Below are 18,772 nucleotides of genomic sequence, written 5' to 3'. Positions count from 1 at the left end.
AATCTTTTATAGTTAAAAATCCCTAAATTTTCATTGATATTGTGACTTTTTTTACAGGAGTGTGTTGTGTAAGTAGATATGATCAGGGCAGAAAAATAACTCATTAAAAATAGGGAGGTCTAAAAATGGTTCAAACAGCAGCATGGGTTACAAGCCTAGTTTTTATGAGTCTAGTAATAGTTGTGTATGCAGTAATAGCTTGGAAGTCAAGAGAAAAAAGTGATTATGAGCCTATTAAGAAGGAATGGAATAAGGCTAGAAAGGTTTATGCAACATCATTAGTTACATTATTATTGGTGGTTTGTATTTATACATTAAGGGAATTACCATTATCCACCAATTTACGGAGAAGGGCAAGATCCGACCGTTGTAGATGTGGCAGCAGTACAGTTTGGCTGGATTATGAGTGACACTATGATGGCGGTTTCTCATGCACATATTGGATAGGAAATTTAAGGGAAAAGTAGATGAGGAGGGTTCTCATAAACATTTTGTCTGAGAAACTGAGGGGAATAGTAGATGAGGCGACTTCTCATGCACATTTTGGACAAGAAAACCAGGTGAAAAGTACTTGAGATGTCTCCTCATGCACATTTTTGACCGGTAAAACCATAATTATAAAGCACATGATGCACAGCAACCATAGAAAAATACCGTAATACTCAATCAAGACGTCATTTTTTCTTCAGCTTAAATATTTTGTAAATAATGAGGAAGTTTAGTAGATTCGACATACTTTCTAAGAAAAAGACAAAAATCTAGTAAATACCATTCAAAAACTAGTGTTTCTGTTCTATAATGAATATAAAAGTGTTGCAAACGTAAAGTTGCTTGTATCAACTTCCCGGGAGCAAGCTAAAATTTAATTTAGGAGATTGATAGAATGAATAATAAACATCTTAAGAGAATCATGATACCAATTGTTCTCCTACTCGTCATTATACTTCCGTTTGCAATACCGACTAAAAGTAGTGGGGACGAAGAATTGTTAGCTGCCTTTCATAAAGAACGGCAAACATCCATTCAATTAATTGAAGAAAAAACAAATCTAAAAAGATTTGTATTTGACTCAGGCTATCATTTTGAATATCCTGATGCAGTTCGTGGGATCTATGTAACAGGACATTCTGCTGGTGGTAGTCGATTTGATTATTTAGTAGACTTAGTTAATAATTCTGATTTAAATTCCATGGTAATCGATATTAAGGACGACTTTGGTTATTTAACATTTATACCAGAAGAAGATTCACCTTTTTCTGACCTCGGTCAAAATTATATTAAAGATATTCAAGAGATGATGAAAACCCTTGAGGAAAATGAAATTTATCCAATTGCAAGGATTGTTGTGTTTAAAGATAGTGTTCTTGCTGAGAAACGCCCGGAACTTTCTTTTACTGAAAATGGTTCGGTTTGGAAAAATAACCGTGGGGAAGCTTTTGTAAATCCGTTTGAACAGGAAGTTTGGGAATATAATGTTGAACTTGCTAAAATGGCAGCAGAATTAGGATTTCAAGAAATTCAGTTTGACTATGTTAGATTCCCTGAGGGATTTGAACATCGCGACGATCAATTAGGCTATTCTAAAGGGGAATACGCTGACGATGACACTGATGATGTTCAAAAACGTGTTCAAGCAGTTACAGACTTTGTAGCCTACGCAAAAAAAGAATTGGAGACTTATGATGTCGATGTAGCTGTAGATATTTTTGGATATTCTGCAACAATTACAGAAGCACCTGGAATAGGCCAAAACTTCTCAAAGATATCTGAAAATGTTGATGTCATTTCTTCCATGATTTATCCAAGTCACTGGTCCAATAATTACTTTGGCATTCCGTTCCCAGATACTGAGCCTTACCGCTTAACGGATGAATATGCAAAGGTGGAAATTGAAGTACTTTCAAAACTCGAAAATCCACCAGTTTCAAGACCTTGGATACAGGATTTTGAAGCACCATGGATATACAGTGGGACTGGTATTCCAGTTACACAATATGGAAAAGAAGAAGTAGAAGCACAGATTAAAGCATTGCAAGATAATGGAATAAATGAGTATCTAATTTGGAATGCTGGTAACACATATAGTGAAAACGTTGATTATACGCCATAATGTATGAAAAAAGCCGGAACTTTAATAAAAAGTTCCGTTTTTTTTCGCTTTTTTTTAGATAACTACACATACTGAACATATACAACCCAAATGACGATTTAACATATAACTGTTATTTCGTTATACTTACAACGTAGAAAAGTTGAAGGAGTAGATCCATGGATTGGTATGAGAAATTAAGTGAATATTTTCCAATAGAGGAAATGAAATCAAAAGAGCATATGGAGCTTTTGCTAAAAGAAAAAGGGGACGTTTATCATAAAGATGAAGGTCCATATCATGTAATGATGTACGCAGAATTCGATACGTTTATTTTTATTGATTATGTATGGGTTTCTTCAAGATCGAGAGGACAAGGGATTGGACATAAGCTTATTGAAAAACTTAAACAACGAAATAAGCCAGTCATTCTGGAAGTAGAACCTGTTGATTATGATGACTCGGATACAGAAAAGCGACTTCATTTTTATAAGCGAGAAGGGTTTAGTCATGCACAATCAATTGGATATAACCGTAGATCTTTGGCAACCAATAAGGAAAACCCGATGGAAATTCTTTTTTGGTCCCCAAATAATGAAACAGAAGAAATGATCTTTGAACAAATGAAAAAAATGTATGAATCTATTCATACGTATAAAGATGAAGAACTGTACGGTCAGGCATATCAACCTGTTGACGAAGTATTGACTTTCGATGAAGCACGAGAGTCTGATGATATTTTAGCTAGGCTGGAAAAAAATCAACTAAAGTAATAGAGGGGCTGCCAAGTGCAGCCTTTTCTAATGGAATTATAGTGTTTACCAAAAAAAAGCTTTGGGAAAGATGGTAGTAAATTAAAACATTTTGTGAACATTACAAAATAGATGGGATATGACCTATCCTTTACTAGATACATATAGTATAATCATATATGTTGTTATTTAAATTAATTTTAATTTAATAACAAATTAAATGTTCATAAAATGGAACTACAGATTGAGGAGTGAAGTACCATGGTAACACTTTATACCTCACCAAGTTGTACGTCTTGTAGAAAAGCAAAAACGTGGCTGAAAAATCATGATATTGCTTTTACAGAAAAAAATATGTTCTCTGAAACATTATCATTGGATGAAATAAAATCAATATTACGAATGACTGAATATGGAACAGATGAAATAATATCAACTCGTTCCAAAGCATTTCAAAATCTGGATGTAACGATTGATCAACTTCCATTACAAGAATTATTAGTATTAATTCAAGAAAATCCTGGGTTGCTTAGAAGACCAATCATTTTAGATGATAAAAGACTTCAAGTTGGATATAATGAGGATGAGATTCGCAGATTTTTACCAAGAACTGTACGTGCATTTCAATTAGAAGAAGCACGACGCATAGTGAATTAGTAGGTAATAAATGTAAAAGTAAAAAGCGCAGATCGAATTGGATGATCTGCGCTTTTGATATCCGAATAATAAGGTGACAAAACCGTTAATTTAAGTTAAAATAATAATTTAAATAGATATTTATAGGCATATTAATTTCCATTAAGCAATATGCTAACATACAATATTAATGAGATATCATTCTTTTATATATAGAAAAGGAGCAGACCTTCTTCTGCCTATTTAAAAAAGCAAAAGCTCTTGTAGTATCAGGGTTTAGGCTTTTGCTTAATAATAAAAGAAGGGAGAGAAATACATGGAAATCGAAAGAATTAATGAAAACACGGTTAAGTTCTTTATCTCTTATGTGGATATTGAAGATCGTGGTTTTGGAAGAGAAGAGATTTGGTACAATCGCGAACGCAGTGAACAACTATTTTGGCAAATGATGGACGAGGTAAATTATCAAGAAGACTTTCATGTAGATGGCCCTTTATGGATCCAAGTTCATGCCCTAGAAAAAGGTTTAGAAATTGTTGTTACTAAAGCTCAACTTTCAAAAAATGGGGATAACTTAGAATTCCCGATTGATGAAGATGGCTCTACACTAGATATTCCAGTTGATGAAAAAGTGGAATCCTTCTTGGAAGAAAAATTTGGTAAAAGTGAGAATAACACGGAATTAGAAGAGGATTTTATTGAAGAAAACCTTTGGATTATTGCAGGCTTTAATGATTTCGAAGATGTGATTCAATTAAGTCATCACTTCCAAGAGGATACTGGTAGTGAAGAAGAAACCTTATATTTCTATAATGGAAAGTACTATCTATATATGGAATTTTCACAAGATGTACTGGATGAGAATTCACAAGAAGATATTATTTCACGCATATTTGAATATGGTGATGATTCGAATATTACAATTCATGTATTGGAAGAATACGGTAAGAAGATATTTGATACTACCACTTTCGAAGAAGTTCGTGCACACTTTCCTGCAAATGTTTAATAAGATGCCTATCGGGGGCGTCTTTTTTTTCAGGAAGCAGGATTTTTACCACCTCTGTCGAATTATGTAAAGATGGAGGTGATTCTTTTGCTTCAAGCAAAATTAAAAAGTGGAAAGTTAATTACTCTGTTCCAATATTCCAAAGAGGAAATTGAAACACTTCGGGAGAATCAACAATTTTTCTGTCCTACATGTCATAATAAAGTAATTATTAGAGCCGGTTCAAAAACGATTGCTCATTTTGCCCATCTTAGTATTACAAACTGCCAGGCAAATGAAGGAGGAGAAGGGGCGTATCATGAAAAGGGAAAACTTTTATTATTTAGGTGGTTAAAGGAGCAAGGATTAACGGTATCATTGGAGGAGTATATTCCTTCCATCAAGCAGCGACCTGATATTTTTATAAGAATAAAAGCTAAAAAAATTGCAGTTGAATATCAATGTGCAAGAATATCAGCGGTTGATATTAAAAGTCGCACAAAAGGCTATTTATCCGAAGGTATCCAACCTATATGGATACTAGGTGGCAATCTATTTCAACGCACCGGTAGAAATCAAGTAAAAACGGATCACTTTATTCTTCAATTTCTTCATCAATATCGCCACGATATTTTACCAGTACTGTATTTCTTTGACTCCCAAACAAACAACTTCCTTACTGTTTCTAACATGTATCAAATACGAAAAAATCAAATGTTTGGAAGTTTTGCCATAAAGAAACTTAAACATATGCGGTTTATTAACTTGTTTAAGACCACTCCTATACAGCCTAACATCTTAATAACTGAATGGAAGAAAGCTAAATATAAGTTTAGAATCCACCAGCCAAAAAGGACAGATGGCAAAGAAAAACTTTGGTACCACTGGCTTTACTCTAAGGGAACTCATCGAGAGCACTTACCATCCATTATTTATTTACCGGTTCCTTCGCAATTCGGGATGAAGACTCCACAATGGGACTGGCAGAGCAGAATATGCTTAGAAATCATCGATCCTTTACCTCTAAACGGAGTTTTTACAATAAGTGCTTGCCGGTATCAATTACAGCAGTCAATTTCCAATGAATCATTACCACTTATCAGGTCCTCAGGTGATCCCATTCTTGAATACCTCCAAATTCTTTGTACCCTAAATATTATAAAGCAGCTATCAAAAAATCAGTTTGTGAAAGAGAAGGTGCTAATACATTATACGCATATTGAAGATGCTCTAGCAGGAGATAATAAGATAATGGATGAACTTTCAAAATTTTTTCAAGACAAAATACGAGCATGATTCATATATGTTTCGTTATACTAATTATTAGGTGGTTCGGCAGGAATTTTTTAGTTTTTTGACGAATTACTTTATGTAGAGAAGTATAGGAGGATGAAAAATGGCAAAGGCGACTAAAGAACTACAAGCAAGAAGCGAAGTACCTGTAGAAAGAACTTGGCGTTTAGAGGATATTTTTTCGTCAGACGAGGACTGGGAAAAAGAACTTAATAACCTTAAAAATGATATTCCCGGGATCAGTGAATATCAAGGAAAAGTAGCAGGGTCTTCTGATACATTATTCAATGTCTTAAAACTGCAAGATCAATTATCAGAAAGACTTGGAAAACTTTATACATATGCACATATGCGCTACGATCAAGATACCACTAATTCATTCTATCAAGCACTTAATGCAAAAGCAGAAAATGTGTTGACATTAGCTCAAAGCTCCATGAGTTATTTAGTGCCAGAAATCTTAAAAATGGATGAAGCAATTATTAAACGCTATTTGGATGAAAAGGAAGAATTAAAACATTATGAACATGTCCTAAATGAAATAGTAAGACAACGAAAGCACGTATTAAGTGAAACAGAGGAAGCACTTCTTGCTGAGGCATCAGAAGCATTATCAACTGGATCACAGACATTTAGCATGCTTAACAATGCGGACTTAAAATTCCCTAGTATTAAAAATGAAGATGGGGAAGAAGTGGATTTAACACATGGTCGTTATGTTGGTTTCCTTGAATCTAAAGAACGTCGTGTTCGAGAAGAAGCATTTAATGCAATGTATGATACGTATGGTCAATTTAAAAATACATTTGCGTCTACATTAGGCGGAACGGTTAAAGCACATAATTTCGATGCAAAAGCTCACCATTATGAATCTGCTCGTCAAGCAGCTCTCGATAACAATAATATCCCTGAGCAAGTATACGACAACCTAGTAGAAGCAGTAAATGAGAGACTACCATTGTTACACCGCTATGCTAAATTACGTAAAGAGGTACTTGGAGTAGATGAACTTCATATGTACGATATGTACGCATCTTTAGTGCATGATGTAGACATGAATATCCCATATGAGAAAGCACAGGAGTACGTATTAGATAGTCTTCAACCACTTGGAGAAGAATATTTAGAGGTTATTAAGGAGGGCTTCGCCAATCGTTGGATTGATGTCGAAGAAAATAAAGGGAAACGTAGTGGGGCATATTCTTCTGGTGCATATGGAACTAACCCATACATCCTATTGAACTGGCAGGATCGCGTAAATGACCTATTTACATTGACACATGAGCTTGGACACTCAGCACACAGTTATTTCACAAGAAAATTCCAACCTTACCGTTATGGTAATTATTCTATTTTCGTTGCTGAGGTAGCTTCCACATGTAACGAAGCTTTACTAAATGATCATATGTTAAAAACATTAGATGATGAAAAGCAAAAGTTGTATCTTTTGAATCACTTCTTAGAAGGATTCCGTGGAACTGTGTTCCGTCAGACGATGTTTGCTGAATTTGAACATGAAATTCACAAGCGTGCACAAGAAGGTGAAGCATTAACTGCTGATTATTTAACGAATATGTACTATGAACTTAATAAGAAATATTTTGGCGAAGAAGTTGTTTCGGATGAAGCTATTGGTTTAGAATGGGCAAGAATTCCTCACTTCTACTTCAATTATTATGTCTATCAATATGCAACAGGATATTCAGCTGCGACTGCACTTGCAAACAAAATCTTATCTGGTGAAGAAGGAGCAGTAGAACGCTACTTAGGATTCTTGAAATCAGGTAGCAGTGATTATCCAATTGAAGTATTGAAAAAAGCAGGAGTAGACATGACATCTAAACAACCAATTTTAGATGCATTAGATGTGTTTGAAGAAAAGCTTAATGAAATGGAAAAACTTTTGTTGAATAAATAAGTAGAAGGAAGGATGACATTGGTCATCCTTCTTTTTTTGAAAATATAATCAAGTTAACCCCGTTTTTTGTCAAAATGGTGTGTGGAGTGCTTTATTAATTATTTCAACCAAAGTGATGTATAGAGCGAATTCATAACCTCATGCAACAACTCATTAGGTTACACAATTCATTGCATCGTTCGAATTGATTCAACCAGTCACCGTGCTCGCCCACGAAATTTATTCCTATTCGTAAACGAGAATAATGTAATATAAATACAAAAAAACAGAACCGGTAATGTTATGTACAACGGTATCAATTGCATTAAGCCAAATATATTTAAAAATACAGCAAAGAAAGTAAGGATGATAAATAAATATGGAAGCAATTCTCGCATTGGATTATCCCCCTTATTAACGTAAATAATGGTCTACTAATATATATGTGATCAGAAATGGGAATAGAAGTGACAGATTTGTGAAATGTATAACAAACTTGTTGAAAAAAATGTGTGTCCTTGTTATATTATATATGTGAGATGAATCACAAACAAAACCCCTTTGTTTGATCATGAAACTTTCTCCCATCCCCCTTTGTTATATACAAAGAAGTGAGAAAAAGGATATACGCTGCCCCGTATATCCTTATTTTTTTGTTTGAAAATGGATTGGTTATTTACAATGCTCCTGGCTTTTGACAATTCCCCTTTCTTCCAAGCAATCCCCCATTAGAAATTAACTAAAAATAAAAACCCAGGAAATCTACTGGGTTCATACAAATCAATAATGCATATAAATATAGACTTTATCACTTAATATATTGCCAAAATGAACCATGTTTTGCTGGGATTTTTTGTACATATTGTTTTAAGCGTAGTTTTTTCATTTCTCGCTCAGCCTTCTCCATAGACCAGTTATAAACTACTGAAACCTCTTTTGTTCCAACAACTCCATAATGTTGAACAAAGTCTTCTAGTGATGGAAGTTGTGAGGGGATTGGTAGATGCTCAACCATCTCACTTAGTACGCGCACATATATATCGTATGGATATAGTCCAGAGATTTTAATCCCTTGTTCTTCAATATTTTTATGGAAAAAGACCATAGTGGGCATATAATCAATTTCCATTTCTTCGTTTAGTTTATAGTCGCTTTGTAGGGCCTTCATTGCCGAAACAGAATGGAGGTCATTTTTAAACTCCTGAATGTCCAAGTTTGCTGCTTTCGCACATTCTAGGAGAACTGCTTCATCTGATATATTTTGCTTCTTTAAAAATAAACTTTCTTGTATTTTACGTAAGAATACTTTTCCGAAACGAATTCCTTGTAGCTCGGCAGCTTTTACTGCTAGGTAGGCGGTAATAGGTGAATGGATAGGGTTCTCAATCCATAGGTCACCATCACAACTCATTCCAGTCCTAGAAGCAGTTCGTTCCCAAATTTCTCTAAGTTTCCTTGGTTGGTCAAAATTATCATGGTTAAGTGGCTTAGAAGTTCCTGAAATTATTGGTCTAATTGTAAAAAATCGTCCATATTCAATTGATAGCTTTTTTAAATACGGCTCAAGTGACCAACATTCAGGGCACATCGGGTCGATAAATAAATAAATTTCAATTGGTTTTTTGATAGTACCACAACTATATTCGGACGATGTGTTTGCTTTCTGTGAGCTCAAAAGCTCAAGTAGTTCCCAACTCACATCGATATCTCCTTTCATGATTCAGGTGTATTCATCATATGGTTGGCGGTCATGGTTAGTTTTTCAAATATAGCTGAACGGTAAGGTTCATCGATTTCTGCTTCTTCCAATGCTAGCTCCATACATTCTAACCAAGCATCTCTTCTAGAAGGTGTAATTTCAAATGGTAAATGTCTCCGTCTCATCATTGGGTGACCACGTTCTTCTGTATAAAGTCTAGGACCACCGAAAAATTGAGTTAAGAAAAGGCGCTGTTTTCTAGCCGTTTCTGTTAAATCTTCAGGGAAAATCGGGGTTAATTTTGGATGTTTCCCAACTAGTTTATAAAAGTGAGTGACAAGGCGGTCAATCGTCTCGAAACCACCAATTGCCTCGTATATAGTTCCATGCATTGCAATTACTCCTCAAAGTTTGTGTATATATTGTAGCAACATTAGTGAAGGCTGGGCAAATTATCTGATTACATCTTTTGGAAAAAACGAGCAATTTTATTTGGAGTTTCTTTTCTAGTAATCCCGCATTCCATTAAAATGGTTTCGAGTGCTTTCAACCCGGATTCTTTATCCTTAGCTTCTATTTCCAACTCGTAATCTTCGTGATTATGATAGCTACTATGATCTAGAACATAGATCAGACCACTATGAATATATTCTCTCCGAATTGTCGATAAGCTACCATAATACTGTAACTCGTTAATTGAAATATTCATTTTACTAAGTTGTTCAGATGTCTCTGCTTTTGGTACTGGGTTACCATTAAGCCATTCTGTTACTTCTTCTTTTATAAGACTATCATGAGTTTCTAGCAGTCCATCCCCGAACGGTTCTTTTAATGTTAATTGGTACTTCCCATTTTTCTCTCGTATTCGCAAAGCAGATTTATGCTGGCGTAGTTTGAAATCTATCGTTTCAAAATAATAGTTTATTTGCTTTTTCCCAACACTAGGAAAAGGTAGGTAATTTAGTAGAATTTCATATTCAGCTTTCGTAAGTAGGTTTTTAAATTCAATTTCTATTTCTTGTGCCATACATATTTCTCCTAAAGTTTCGTTAATTACATTGATTATGTCTAAATTGAAGTAAATATGCAAAGAATATCCTTTTTAATTGTGTTAAAATAAGGACGAATAGTTATTAGTCACAGGTGGTGTTAGGATGAATTGGGAGGCAATAATTGCACCATATTCACAGGTTGTCGAAGAACTTAAAGTTAAATTAAAAGGAATGCGTAGGCAGTTTGAGTATGAAGCAAGGCATTCACCAATAGAATTTATCACTGGTCGAGTAAAACCAGTACAAAGTATTTTAGAAAAAGCGGAGAAAAGACAAATTCCTCTAGAGAGAATTGAAGAAGAAATACAAGATATTGCTGGTGTCCGCGTTGTATGTCAGTTTGTTGATGATATTTACACGGTAGTCGAAATGCTCCGTTCCCGCAAAGATTTCACCATTATTGAAGAAAAAGATTATATCTCTGATAAAAAAGCCAGTGGATATCGTTCATTCCATATGACTATTGAATATCCTGTTGAAACAATTCATGGTAATAAAAAGGTTCTGGCAGAAATCCAAATTCGTACACTTGCCATGAATTTCTGGGCTACTAATGAGCATTCATTGAATTATAAATATAAGGGAAGAATTCCGGTAGATGTTAAAAAGAGATTGCAACGAGCAGCAGAAGCAGCATTCAAGCTGGATGAGGAAATGTCTAAAATAAAAACAGAAGTACAGGAAGCACAGCGGATTTTTCATCGAAAATAATGCCAGTGGTAAAGGGAGGTAATGTTATGAAGTTCAAAATCATTTCTAAAGGTGATGAGAGATCGAACATAATAAAAGCAAGAATGAAACAGCATTTGATTGATTTTGATTTAGTATATGATAAAGAAGAGCCAGATTTAGTTATTTCGGTTGGTGGTGATGGAACTTTCTTGGAGGCTTTCCACCGATATCAGCATCGCTTAAGCAACACAGCCTTCATTGGGATACATACTGGTCACCTTGGGTTCTATGCAGATTACCTACCAGAGGAGTTAGAAAAGCTAGTAATTGAAATTGCGAAGACTCCGTATCATATTGTGGAATATCCATTATTAGAGGTTATTATTCGTTCCAAAACGGGAAATAAGATGGATTGCTATTTAGCTTTAAATGAAGCGACTATTAAAACACCGGAAAGCTCTGTTGTATTTGATGTTGAAATTAGGGGAGAACGTTTTGAAACTTTCCGTGGTGATGGATTATGTATTTCAACACCTTCTGGAAGCACAGCCTATAATAAGGCACTTGGTGGTGGAATCATCCACCCCTCTTTAGAAGCCATACAATTAACAGAAATGGCATCCATTAATAATCGTGTATTCCGAACTATTGGTTCACCATTAATTTTACCCAAGCATCATACATGTTTATTGAAGCCTATCGTAGACCGTAGTTTCTTTATTACGATTGATCATAATACGCATAACTATACAAACGTTAAATCAATCCAATGTCGAGTAGCAAAAGAAAAAATTCGCTTTGCACGTTTTAGACCATTTCCATTCTGGAATCGTGTTCGTGACTCATTTATTGCAGATAATAATTAAAAAGCTAAGGTGAATACTTCATGAAATGGACAATTGAAAAAAAAGATGAAGGTAAACTGCTGCGAGATTTTTTGCGGAATGGACAAGGCTTTTCAAGGAGAATCCTGAAAAGCCTTATTTATGATGGTGGTAGCATATTGGTTAATGAAAAAGAAGTGAATGTGCGCTATTGTTTAAAGTCAGGAGACCTTGTCAGAATCGAGTTTCCTGAAGAATCAAAAGGGATTAATATGAGTCCTGAAAATATTCCAATAGATATTATATATGAAGATGAGTTTGTTTTGGTTATTAATAAACAAGCAGGTATTGCCTCGATACCTGCTTTAAATCATCGTAACAATACAATAGCAAATGGAATTCTATATTATTATCAAAAGAATGATATTCCCTACACAGTTCATGTTGTTACTCGACTTGACCGAGATACATCAGGACTATTGTTAATTGCCAAGCATCGTTACAGCCATTCGATTTTGTCTGCTTTACAGAAACAGGAGAAAGTGAAAAGAAAGTATTATGCAATTATAGAAGGTATGTTACAAGATAGGCAGGGTATTATTGATGCAAATATTGGAAGGAAAGAAGGCTCTATTATTGAAAGGGTAGTTAGAACCGATGGGCAGCGCGCCATTACCCATTACCAAGTCATAAAACAAACTAATTTATATTCCTGGTTGGATGTACAGCTTGAAACAGGAAGAACACACCAAATTCGGGTTCACTTTTCACATGTAGGTCACCCACTTGCAGGTGATGATTTATATGGTGGTTCGAATGATATTATTCCTCGTCAAGCATTGCATTGTTATTCTATAGGTTTTGAACACCCTCAAACAAAGGAATGGATGACCTTTACATCAGAATTACCAGAAGATATGAAAAAGATCCTTTCAGATGAATAATGATTATTCATCTGGAAAGGATCTAAATTTTTCCACCTTAAATGGTTGTTCAGATGGGACAGAGACAGTTGTTTCTTCAGGAAGCCTAAAAGCGGTTAACTTATTCCCGAAAACACATCCTGTATCAATATTAATCGTTTTATTAACCCTTCTTGGCTTTAATACAGGTGTATGCCCATATACAATCCAGGCATCTCCATTATAATTTTGGGCCCAATCTCTACGAATCGGCCTTCCAGCCTCGTCAAATTCTCCAGTAATATCTCCATATAAAACGAAGGTTTTCACTTTTTTATCATGTCGACCAATATAGGACTCTTTGATGCCTGCATGTGCCACAACTGCATTGGCTTCTGGTATTTCTAAATAAAGTGGTGCCTCTTCATATAGGCGCATGAACTGCTTGCTGATGTTTCCTTGCATTTTTTTATCTAGTGCCTCGTATTCTGCTACAGTAGTTTCAAGTCCATGCTGTTGTTTTACATTATTACCAAGAAAAAAACGATATAGTTTGTTACAGTGATTGCCTGGTACATACAAAGCTTTATTCTTTTTGATGACCATATCATAAACTAGTTGAATGACTTTAATGGATTCAGGTCCACGGTCTGTTAAATCTCCAACGAAAATTGGTATACGATTATCAGGATGGATGTATACATCTTGTTCTTTTTTATAACCTAATTCCTCAAATAATGAACAAAACTCGTTATAACAACCATGGATATCACCAATAACGTCTATTTTCATTGTCTCACCCCCATATAATGAAAAGCGAGAATAGTTTTTGCTATTCTCGCCTTATTCAAACATATATTTTTTTGTTCTAGAATGGATATTTAATACAATACCAATTGCGATTAAATAGGTTAAGGTTGAGCTTCCCCCGTAGCTTAGGAATGGTAAGGGAAGTCCAGTAATCGGAAGTAATTGAATAGACATACCTATATTTTGAAAAATTTGATATGCAAACATACCGACGATTCCAGTTACAATATAACTTCCATAGCTATCATTACTCTGGATTGCAATGTGGATAAGGCGGTAGAGTAATAAGAAAAATAATGTTACAACAATACTGGAGCCAATAAAGCCAAATTGCTCTGCAATGGCAGTGAAAATCATATCCGTTTGACGTTCGGGAACACTCACTTGCATTGTTTCAATCCCTTTACCAAAGAGTTGACCAGAACCTATTGCCATCATGGCCCGAATAAGTTGAAATCCTGAATCGGAGTATTGTTCTGGTTCAAGCCAACCATAAAATCGACTAGATACATGTTTGAAAACGGATTCTTCTAGAAAAACTGCTACAGAATTTGGAAACATAAAATATGCTGCCACGATTAGCCCAAGAAAGGCTAAAACAATTAGTAGAATAGAAAATATTAATCGCCAACTTATACCAGATACTAAAATCATTGCACTTGTTAAAGCACACATGACTAAAAATCCGCCCAAATCCGGTTGAACTGCAATAAGTCCCATTGGTGGGAGAGAAAAAATTAGAATCTTGGATAATAGCCATAGATCGCTTTTTATGGTTTGAGTTACAAAATTCTGGTTATGTGCATACATAACATGAGCTAGTGTGAGAATCAGTATTACTTTCATAAATTCAGCAGGTTGCAATGTACCTAGTAAAGGGAATAAAAACCAACTTACTGCACCATTCGCCTCATGAATATATGGTATTGGAAACCCAAGGCTCCCTAAGAAAAGCATCAATAGCATAGTCATCCCAATACCATACAGAATCCAAGTTAATTGTCTAAAGCGGTCATAATCAATTAACATAATAAGCGCAATTAAGAAGCTGCCACCTACATACCAAACAATTTGCTTTTCAAAGAAATTTTGACCTGCTAATTTGGCTGGCAATGTTGGTTCAACAGTATGAATCGTAAAGACGCTAACAATTCCAAGTAGAACAATTATTGTTATTAAAGTATAGTCAAGGTTATTTTTAGTCGTATTCATGTATTATCCTAACTTTCTATATGAACTTTCATCTCTTTAAAGTTTACACGATTTCACATCATTTTTTAAGCATTATATAATTATAACATTTTTTTCTTGTGTTAGCTGAACGATTTTCTAGGGTATGGTATAACTATAAGTGAACTAAAAAGGAGGGTTGCGACATGGAAAATATTGAAGAATTGAAAGAAGAAATGTTTGAAAAACTTAAACAAGACTTACAGGAAGAAAAAATTGATACATTTAGAATGAGTTTTTTGGACATGCATCCATTTGACCAAGCTGAATTTTTCATGGAAGTTGATGCAACCGATCGAATGCTAATATATAGCTATCTGTCACCAGAAGAAGTTGCCGCAATGATGGAGCATATTGAACTTGAAGATACAGAACCGTTTTTCTCGGAAATGGATCCGCGATTTGCTTCGATGATTTTTGCAGAAATGGCTACAGATGATGCGGTTGATATTTTAAATGAGATGGAAAAGGATAAGGTTGTAAGCTTTCTAACTATTATGAACGAAGAGGATGCCGAGGATATTAAGGACCTTCTTCATTATGAAGAAAAAACTGCTGGTAGTATTATGACGACGGAATTTATTTCTGTCTTTAAAACCCAGTCTGTAAGGGACACCATGCTTCAATTAAAAGAAGAGGGACCAGACGCCGAAACAATTTATTATTTATATGTAGTTGATGATGACAAGAAATTGGTTGGGGTTTTGTCTCTTAGGGACCTCATCATTTCAAGTGATGAAACAAAGATAGAAGACATTATGAATGAAAATGTTTTTCATGTTTCTGTTGCTGAAGACCAAGAAGAAGTCGCAAAAATCATGCGTGATTATGATTTCCTTGCTGTTCCGGTTGTTGATTTTCAACAGCATTTGCTAGGGATTATCACCGTTGATGATATTTTAGATGTTATTGATGAAGAGGCTAGTGAAGATTACTCGAAACTTGCTGGTATATCCGATGGGGATCGTCCTGATACCAGTCCACTAGTTGCAGCAAAAAAACGACTGCCTTGGTTAATTATTTTATTATTCTTAGGGTTATTAACAGCTAGTCTTATTGGGCAGTTTGAAGAAACTTTAAGTCAAGTCACGATTCTCTCTATCTTTATTCCGCTAATTGCTGGGATGGCTGGAAACACTGGCACACAAGCATTAGCTGTCGCAGTTAGAGGACTTGCCACAGGTGAGTATGGAGCAGAAGGGAAGCTAAAGTTGATCTTTCGAGAAGCGGGAACGGGCCTCATTACCGGAACCGTTTGTGGAATCATTATTACGGTTGTTATTTTCTTATGGCAGCATAATCTTTATTTAGGTATCCTTGTTGGGTTGTCTATCATGGCCACATTGGTTGTTGCAACACTTGCGGGTTCTTTGATTCCAATCATTATGCATCGAATGAAAATTGACCCTGCAGTTGCTTCAGGCCCATTTATAACGACGATTAATGATATTATTTCTGTATTAATCTATTTTGGATTAGCGACAGCTTTTATGAGCTTTTTGCTATAGATTTCAGATCAGGATTTTTAATAGCAGGGGAAATTGTTTCCTGCTATTTTTTTGTGCATAAAGAAAAACTTACTGTCAGTTGCACAAATGAATTTAATAATCGGCAATTTAGCTATATTTCCTAGGCATTTACACAATTCGATAATGAGGTTCATATAATAGGGTGATAATAGAATTTGAAAGGAGATCATCCATCATGTCTGAACGTAGTAAATATGCGAATGAGCCATTAATGTATATTCATCAGCCTACTCAAGGTAAGCCCCATGCCCCAATGCAGCATTTCTATACGACACCAAAGCAACCCAAAACTTTAGCACCAACTCCAGAAATAAAAAAAAAAACAATAAAAACTCCGGTTAAAAAAATACCTTCTTTGAGTTCTTTCGCTGGAGAAGCACCACAGGATAAACCGAAATATTCAAGCAGTGCTGTACAGGAAAGAAAAACACCTGAATCTTCCTTGTCACAAGAACAAAAAGATCAAGAAAACAAAAAAAAATTTAAAGATATGACCATTCAGGAGAAAATCACTTATTTCTTGAATTCCTCGAATCACTTACCAAGAATGAGATGTGAAGTGCTAACAGAAGAAAGAAAATATCGAGGAATAATTCTTAATTTGGAAGATAATGAAGTCCAGATGAGAGTAGGAAGAAGAACTGTTTTTATTAAAAAAGAAGATATTCAGGATATTCAATTATTAGGATTAGGATATTAAATGGCTCATTTGTGATGGGTAATCTAGAAAAGCAACGGCCAGAGTACACTTCTGTATTCAGGCCGCTATGCTTTTTTTAAATACTGTAAAAAAACAAACACCATAGAGAGATTCTCCATGGTGTTCCTTAAAATTACTAGTTAAATACATTGATTGCTGGTAAGCAAGTAACGTGACAGAAACAGTTTAAGTCTACAGTGATGCAGATTCCAGTATTCTGTAGATTACCTGTATCATGGTCACATGGACTCTTTAATTCATGACAATCATCACGGTCGTCACGATCAAGTAACAATTCTAGAACTGCACAGCAGTCATCTGTTACTGTTTTTACGCGGAAAATGAAGCTACCTTTGATATCGCCCATTTCACCTAGTTCTCTACCACGTCTTGCACCGAATCCTTTAAATGGCTTACAATCACCTGCACAATATAAAATTACAGGTACTGTATCCAAGCCATTACCTGGATCAGTTTCACCTAATAAATCATTAATTGATTGTTCACAACTAGTTTCACAGCAATTTTCGATAACATCGTTTTGAGCATCAACAATATCACGAAGAATTTCACAAACGCAGTTATCTGTTGCTGCACCTTCTACTCTACCATGGCCACAACCCATGAAACATTTCTCCTTTCATCATGCTTATTGACTTATTGTCTTTAATAGAATATGTGTTAGAGGCTATATGGTGTGGGCACCTGTACGATATTTTATTAGTGTTTTTATCCGGATAAAAACACTAATAAAATAGGGCACATGACTATACTCGCCTCGGGCTAATTACATAGACTAATATCGAGCACATATCATAAAGGAGTGACAAGCATGTCTGAAAATAGAAGAGTGATTCGTGTAAAGGATCTTGTGATCGAAGCAGAAAACGTCATTATTAACCCAAGAAGAAAAAATTATGATCCAATTATTGGTGGAATTAGAGATGAAGAGGATAGATGGGAATCAAGTAGTAGTAGTAGCAGAGAATCTGAGAGCAGTGATAAAAATAATGATAAAAGAGACAGAGGTCCATTCTCCTGGATATAAAAGCCGCCATAACGATAAACCATAACCATTGCAGCTAAGCTAGCTGCATTTTTTTTACATAAAAGTAGAGGGGGGAGCGAATGGACAAGGAAAAATTGATTAATAATCTTAGGATAATTGAAAAGCATCTTGAGAAAAATGAAAAGTGGCTTCAGCAACCAGAAAAGAAAATGATTGCTTTTGAAAAGGATATGAATGAATGGAATACTCGATTTATGAAAACCATCGTTGAAATCGAGAAATGGATAAAAGAGTTAGAAAAGACGATGGAAGGTTAATATGTAGAGATTGACAGACATAAAAATAAGAAGATTATCGAATTTCTATAACAAAAGGTTGAGGGGGTAGTGATATGGGATATATATTACCGGTTCAACAACATGAATATGCGGAATATCAGAGAAGAATGGTTACAAGAAAAAGAGAAATTACTTCTGTTGAAAAACCTTATAAAATCATCTTTAAAACAAGGTATGAAGAATTGAAACGTGAAGAAGAACTTAAAAACCAAAATCTCAAACAACTTCCTCAGAAAAAAGAGTTATGTGTATCATATATAGACTTGGATGAAGTATTTACAGAGATTACAGGGTTAGGGAATTTTATTAATGAACGGATATGATGGACCGTCTAATTTTCACTAGGCAGTCC

22 protein-coding genes are annotated in these 18,772 nt (G+C 35.0%); 15 read left to right on the top strand and 7 right to left on the bottom strand.

The window, feature by feature from the left end; genetic code table 11:
* Positions 1-125 precede the first annotated feature (125 nt).
* The 7 genes from TY11_RS17000 (at position 126) to pepF (ending at position 7,676) form a co-directional block, all read left to right on the top strand.
* The gene (locus TY11_RS17000; RefSeq protein WP_052345878.1) at positions 126-410 is read left to right on the top strand and encodes a hypothetical protein; all 285 of its coding nucleotides are present in this window, start codon (positions 126-128) and stop codon (positions 408-410) included.
* 473 nt (positions 411-883) lie between these two features.
* A complete protein-coding gene (locus tag TY11_RS16995; protein ID WP_042148988.1) occupies positions 884-2,110 on the top strand; it encodes a putative glycoside hydrolase in 1,227 nt (408 codons plus the stop codon).
* A gap of 158 nt (positions 2,111-2,268) precedes the next feature.
* Entirely contained in the window at positions 2,269-2,862 is a 594-nt protein-coding gene (locus tag TY11_RS16990; RefSeq protein WP_042148985.1) for a GNAT family N-acetyltransferase, read from the top strand.
* Positions 2,863-3,102: 240 nt separating this feature from the next.
* The gene (gene spxA, locus TY11_RS16985) at positions 3,103-3,498 is read left to right on the top strand and encodes a transcriptional regulator SpxA (RefSeq protein ID WP_042148982.1); all 396 of its coding nucleotides are present in this window, start codon (positions 3,103-3,105) and stop codon (positions 3,496-3,498) included.
* A 295-nt stretch (positions 3,499-3,793) separates the two neighbouring features.
* A complete protein-coding gene (gene mecA / locus TY11_RS16980; RefSeq protein ID WP_042148979.1) occupies positions 3,794-4,486 on the top strand; it encodes an adaptor protein MecA in 693 nt (230 codons plus the stop codon).
* A gap of 87 nt (positions 4,487-4,573) precedes the next feature.
* On the top strand, positions 4,574-5,761 hold the full coding sequence (locus tag TY11_RS16975; RefSeq protein WP_042148976.1) for a competence protein CoiA: 1,188 nt from the start codon (positions 4,574-4,576) through the stop codon (positions 5,759-5,761).
* 100 nt (positions 5,762-5,861) lie between these two features.
* Positions 5,862-7,676 (top strand): oligoendopeptidase F, encoded by a 1,815-nt coding sequence (pepF, locus tag TY11_RS16970; RefSeq protein ID WP_042148974.1) that lies wholly within the window; start codon positions 5,862-5,864, stop codon positions 7,674-7,676.
* A gap of 197 nt (positions 7,677-7,873) precedes the next feature.
* Here the strand turns inward: pepF and TY11_RS21185 are convergent, their stop codons facing one another.
* The 4 genes from TY11_RS21185 to TY11_RS16955 all read right to left on the bottom strand — a co-directional run bounded on the left by TY11_RS21185 (position 7,874) and on the right by TY11_RS16955 (position 10,381).
* Entirely contained in the window at positions 7,874-8,053 is a 180-nt protein-coding gene (locus tag TY11_RS21185) for a hypothetical protein (RefSeq protein ID WP_081755968.1), read from the bottom strand.
* 410 nt (positions 8,054-8,463) lie between these two features.
* Positions 8,464-9,354 (bottom strand): ClpXP adapter SpxH family protein, encoded by an 891-nt coding sequence (locus TY11_RS16965; RefSeq protein ID WP_042148971.1) that lies wholly within the window; start codon positions 9,352-9,354, stop codon positions 8,464-8,466.
* A 14-nt stretch (positions 9,355-9,368) separates the two neighbouring features.
* Positions 9,369-9,746 carry a globin domain-containing protein gene (locus TY11_RS16960; protein WP_042148969.1) on the bottom strand — a complete coding sequence of 126 codons (378 nt, stop codon included), beginning with the start codon at positions 9,744-9,746 and terminating at the stop codon, positions 9,369-9,371.
* Positions 9,747-9,814: 68 nt separating this feature from the next.
* A complete protein-coding gene (locus TY11_RS16955) occupies positions 9,815-10,381 on the bottom strand; it encodes a CYTH domain-containing protein (RefSeq protein ID WP_042148966.1) in 567 nt (188 codons plus the stop codon).
* Between the two features lie 127 nt (positions 10,382-10,508).
* Between TY11_RS16955 and yjbM the strand changes: the two genes are divergently transcribed.
* The 3 genes from yjbM to TY11_RS16940 are packed head-to-tail and all read left to right on the top strand — an operon-like array spanning position 10,509 to position 12,846.
* Positions 10,509-11,117 (top strand): GTP diphosphokinase, encoded by a 609-nt coding sequence (gene yjbM / locus TY11_RS16950; protein ID WP_042148963.1) that lies wholly within the window; start codon positions 10,509-10,511, stop codon positions 11,115-11,117.
* Between the two features lie 26 nt (positions 11,118-11,143).
* Positions 11,144-11,944, top strand: coding sequence for an NAD kinase (locus tag TY11_RS16945; RefSeq protein ID WP_042148960.1), 801 nt, complete (start codon positions 11,144-11,146; stop codon positions 11,942-11,944).
* 20 nt (positions 11,945-11,964) lie between these two features.
* Positions 11,965-12,846, top strand: a complete 882-nt coding sequence (locus TY11_RS16940; protein ID WP_042148957.1) for an RluA family pseudouridine synthase — start codon at positions 11,965-11,967, stop codon at positions 12,844-12,846.
* Between the two features lie 3 nt (positions 12,847-12,849).
* Here TY11_RS16940 and prpE read toward each other — a convergent pair whose 3' ends face one another.
* Together prpE and TY11_RS16930 are read right to left on the bottom strand one after the other, a co-directional pair.
* Complete coding sequence (gene prpE, locus TY11_RS16935) at positions 12,850-13,596, bottom strand: bis(5'-nucleosyl)-tetraphosphatase PrpE (RefSeq protein WP_042148954.1); 747 nt, start codon at positions 13,594-13,596, stop codon at positions 12,850-12,852.
* A 51-nt stretch (positions 13,597-13,647) separates the two neighbouring features.
* Positions 13,648-14,826 carry an FtsW/RodA/SpoVE family cell cycle protein gene (locus TY11_RS16930; protein ID WP_042148951.1) on the bottom strand — a complete coding sequence of 393 codons (1,179 nt, stop codon included), beginning with the start codon at positions 14,824-14,826 and terminating at the stop codon, positions 13,648-13,650.
* Positions 14,827-14,990: 164 nt separating this feature from the next.
* On the opposite strand from TY11_RS16930, the gene mgtE reads away from it, so the two are divergent.
* Entirely contained in the window at positions 14,991-16,352 is a 1,362-nt protein-coding gene (mgtE, locus tag TY11_RS16925; protein ID WP_042148948.1) for a magnesium transporter, read from the top strand.
* 196 nt (positions 16,353-16,548) lie between these two features.
* The gene (locus TY11_RS16920; RefSeq protein ID WP_042148945.1) at positions 16,549-17,073 is read left to right on the top strand and encodes a CotO family spore coat protein; all 525 of its coding nucleotides are present in this window, start codon (positions 16,549-16,551) and stop codon (positions 17,071-17,073) included.
* 136 nt (positions 17,074-17,209) lie between these two features.
* On the opposite strand, the gene TY11_RS16915 is transcribed toward TY11_RS16920, so the two are convergent.
* Positions 17,210-17,698 carry a CotY/CotZ family spore coat protein gene (locus TY11_RS16915; RefSeq protein WP_042148943.1) on the bottom strand — a complete coding sequence of 163 codons (489 nt, stop codon included), beginning with the start codon at positions 17,696-17,698 and terminating at the stop codon, positions 17,210-17,212.
* Positions 17,699-17,905: 207 nt separating this feature from the next.
* Between TY11_RS16915 and TY11_RS16910 the strand changes: the two genes are divergently transcribed.
* The 3 genes from TY11_RS16910 (at position 17,906) to TY11_RS16900 (ending at position 18,743) form a co-directional block, all read left to right on the top strand.
* The gene (locus TY11_RS16910; protein ID WP_042148940.1) at positions 17,906-18,121 is read left to right on the top strand and encodes a hypothetical protein; all 216 of its coding nucleotides are present in this window, start codon (positions 17,906-17,908) and stop codon (positions 18,119-18,121) included.
* Positions 18,122-18,201: 80 nt separating this feature from the next.
* Entirely contained in the window at positions 18,202-18,399 is a 198-nt protein-coding gene (locus TY11_RS16905; RefSeq protein WP_042148938.1) for a hypothetical protein, read from the top strand.
* 74 nt (positions 18,400-18,473) lie between these two features.
* The gene (locus tag TY11_RS16900) at positions 18,474-18,743 is read left to right on the top strand and encodes a hypothetical protein (protein ID WP_042148935.1); all 270 of its coding nucleotides are present in this window, start codon (positions 18,474-18,476) and stop codon (positions 18,741-18,743) included.
* Positions 18,744-18,772: the final 29 nt, after the last annotated feature.

The organism is Paucisalibacillus algeriensis (genome assembly GCF_000577245.1).
Taxonomy (GTDB): domain Bacteria; phylum Bacillota; class Bacilli; order Bacillales; family Amphibacillaceae; genus Ornithinibacillus.
Note: the sequence above shows the minus strand (reverse complement) of the source record. Positions and strands in the feature narration are given on the sequence as shown.

Bases quoted from the DNA above. Each gene is read 5' to 3' on its own strand.
- TY11_RS16945 (WP_042148960.1), top strand. From the start codon at position 11,144: ATGAAGTTCAAAATCATTTCTAAAGGTGATGAGAGATCGAACATAATA.
- TY11_RS16915 (WP_042148943.1), bottom strand. From the start codon at position 17,698: ATGGGTTGTGGCCATGGTAGAGTAGAAGGTGCAGCAACAGATAACTGC.
- TY11_RS17000 (WP_052345878.1), top strand. From the start codon at position 126: ATGGTTCAAACAGCAGCATGGGTTACAAGCCTAGTTTTTATGAGTCTA.
- pepF (WP_042148974.1), top strand. From the start codon at position 5,862: ATGGCAAAGGCGACTAAAGAACTACAAGCAAGAAGCGAAGTACCTGTA.
- yjbM (WP_042148963.1), top strand. From the start codon at position 10,509: ATGAATTGGGAGGCAATAATTGCACCATATTCACAGGTTGTCGAAGAA.
- spxA (WP_042148982.1), top strand. From the start codon at position 3,103: ATGGTAACACTTTATACCTCACCAAGTTGTACGTCTTGTAGAAAAGCA.
- TY11_RS16905 (WP_042148938.1), top strand. From the start codon at position 18,202: ATGGACAAGGAAAAATTGATTAATAATCTTAGGATAATTGAAAAGCAT.
- TY11_RS16900 (WP_042148935.1), top strand. From the start codon at position 18,474: ATGGGATATATATTACCGGTTCAACAACATGAATATGCGGAATATCAG.
- TY11_RS16995 (WP_042148988.1), top strand. From the start codon at position 884: ATGAATAATAAACATCTTAAGAGAATCATGATACCAATTGTTCTCCTA.
- TY11_RS16920 (WP_042148945.1), top strand. From the start codon at position 16,549: ATGTCTGAACGTAGTAAATATGCGAATGAGCCATTAATGTATATTCAT.
- TY11_RS16930 (WP_042148951.1), bottom strand. From the start codon at position 14,826: ATGAATACGACTAAAAATAACCTTGACTATACTTTAATAACAATAATT.
- TY11_RS16910 (WP_042148940.1), top strand. From the start codon at position 17,906: ATGTCTGAAAATAGAAGAGTGATTCGTGTAAAGGATCTTGTGATCGAA.
- mgtE (WP_042148948.1), top strand. From the start codon at position 14,991: ATGGAAAATATTGAAGAATTGAAAGAAGAAATGTTTGAAAAACTTAAA.
- TY11_RS16940 (WP_042148957.1), top strand. From the start codon at position 11,965: ATGAAATGGACAATTGAAAAAAAAGATGAAGGTAAACTGCTGCGAGAT.
- TY11_RS16960 (WP_042148969.1), bottom strand. From the start codon at position 9,746: ATGCATGGAACTATATACGAGGCAATTGGTGGTTTCGAGACGATTGAC.
- TY11_RS16955 (WP_042148966.1), bottom strand. From the start codon at position 10,381: ATGGCACAAGAAATAGAAATTGAATTTAAAAACCTACTTACGAAAGCT.
- TY11_RS16990 (WP_042148985.1), top strand. From the start codon at position 2,269: ATGGATTGGTATGAGAAATTAAGTGAATATTTTCCAATAGAGGAAATG.
- TY11_RS21185 (WP_081755968.1), bottom strand. From the start codon at position 8,053: ATGCGAGAATTGCTTCCATATTTATTTATCATCCTTACTTTCTTTGCT.
- prpE (WP_042148954.1), bottom strand. From the start codon at position 13,596: ATGAAAATAGACGTTATTGGTGATATCCATGGTTGTTATAACGAGTTT.
- mecA (WP_042148979.1), top strand. From the start codon at position 3,794: ATGGAAATCGAAAGAATTAATGAAAACACGGTTAAGTTCTTTATCTCT.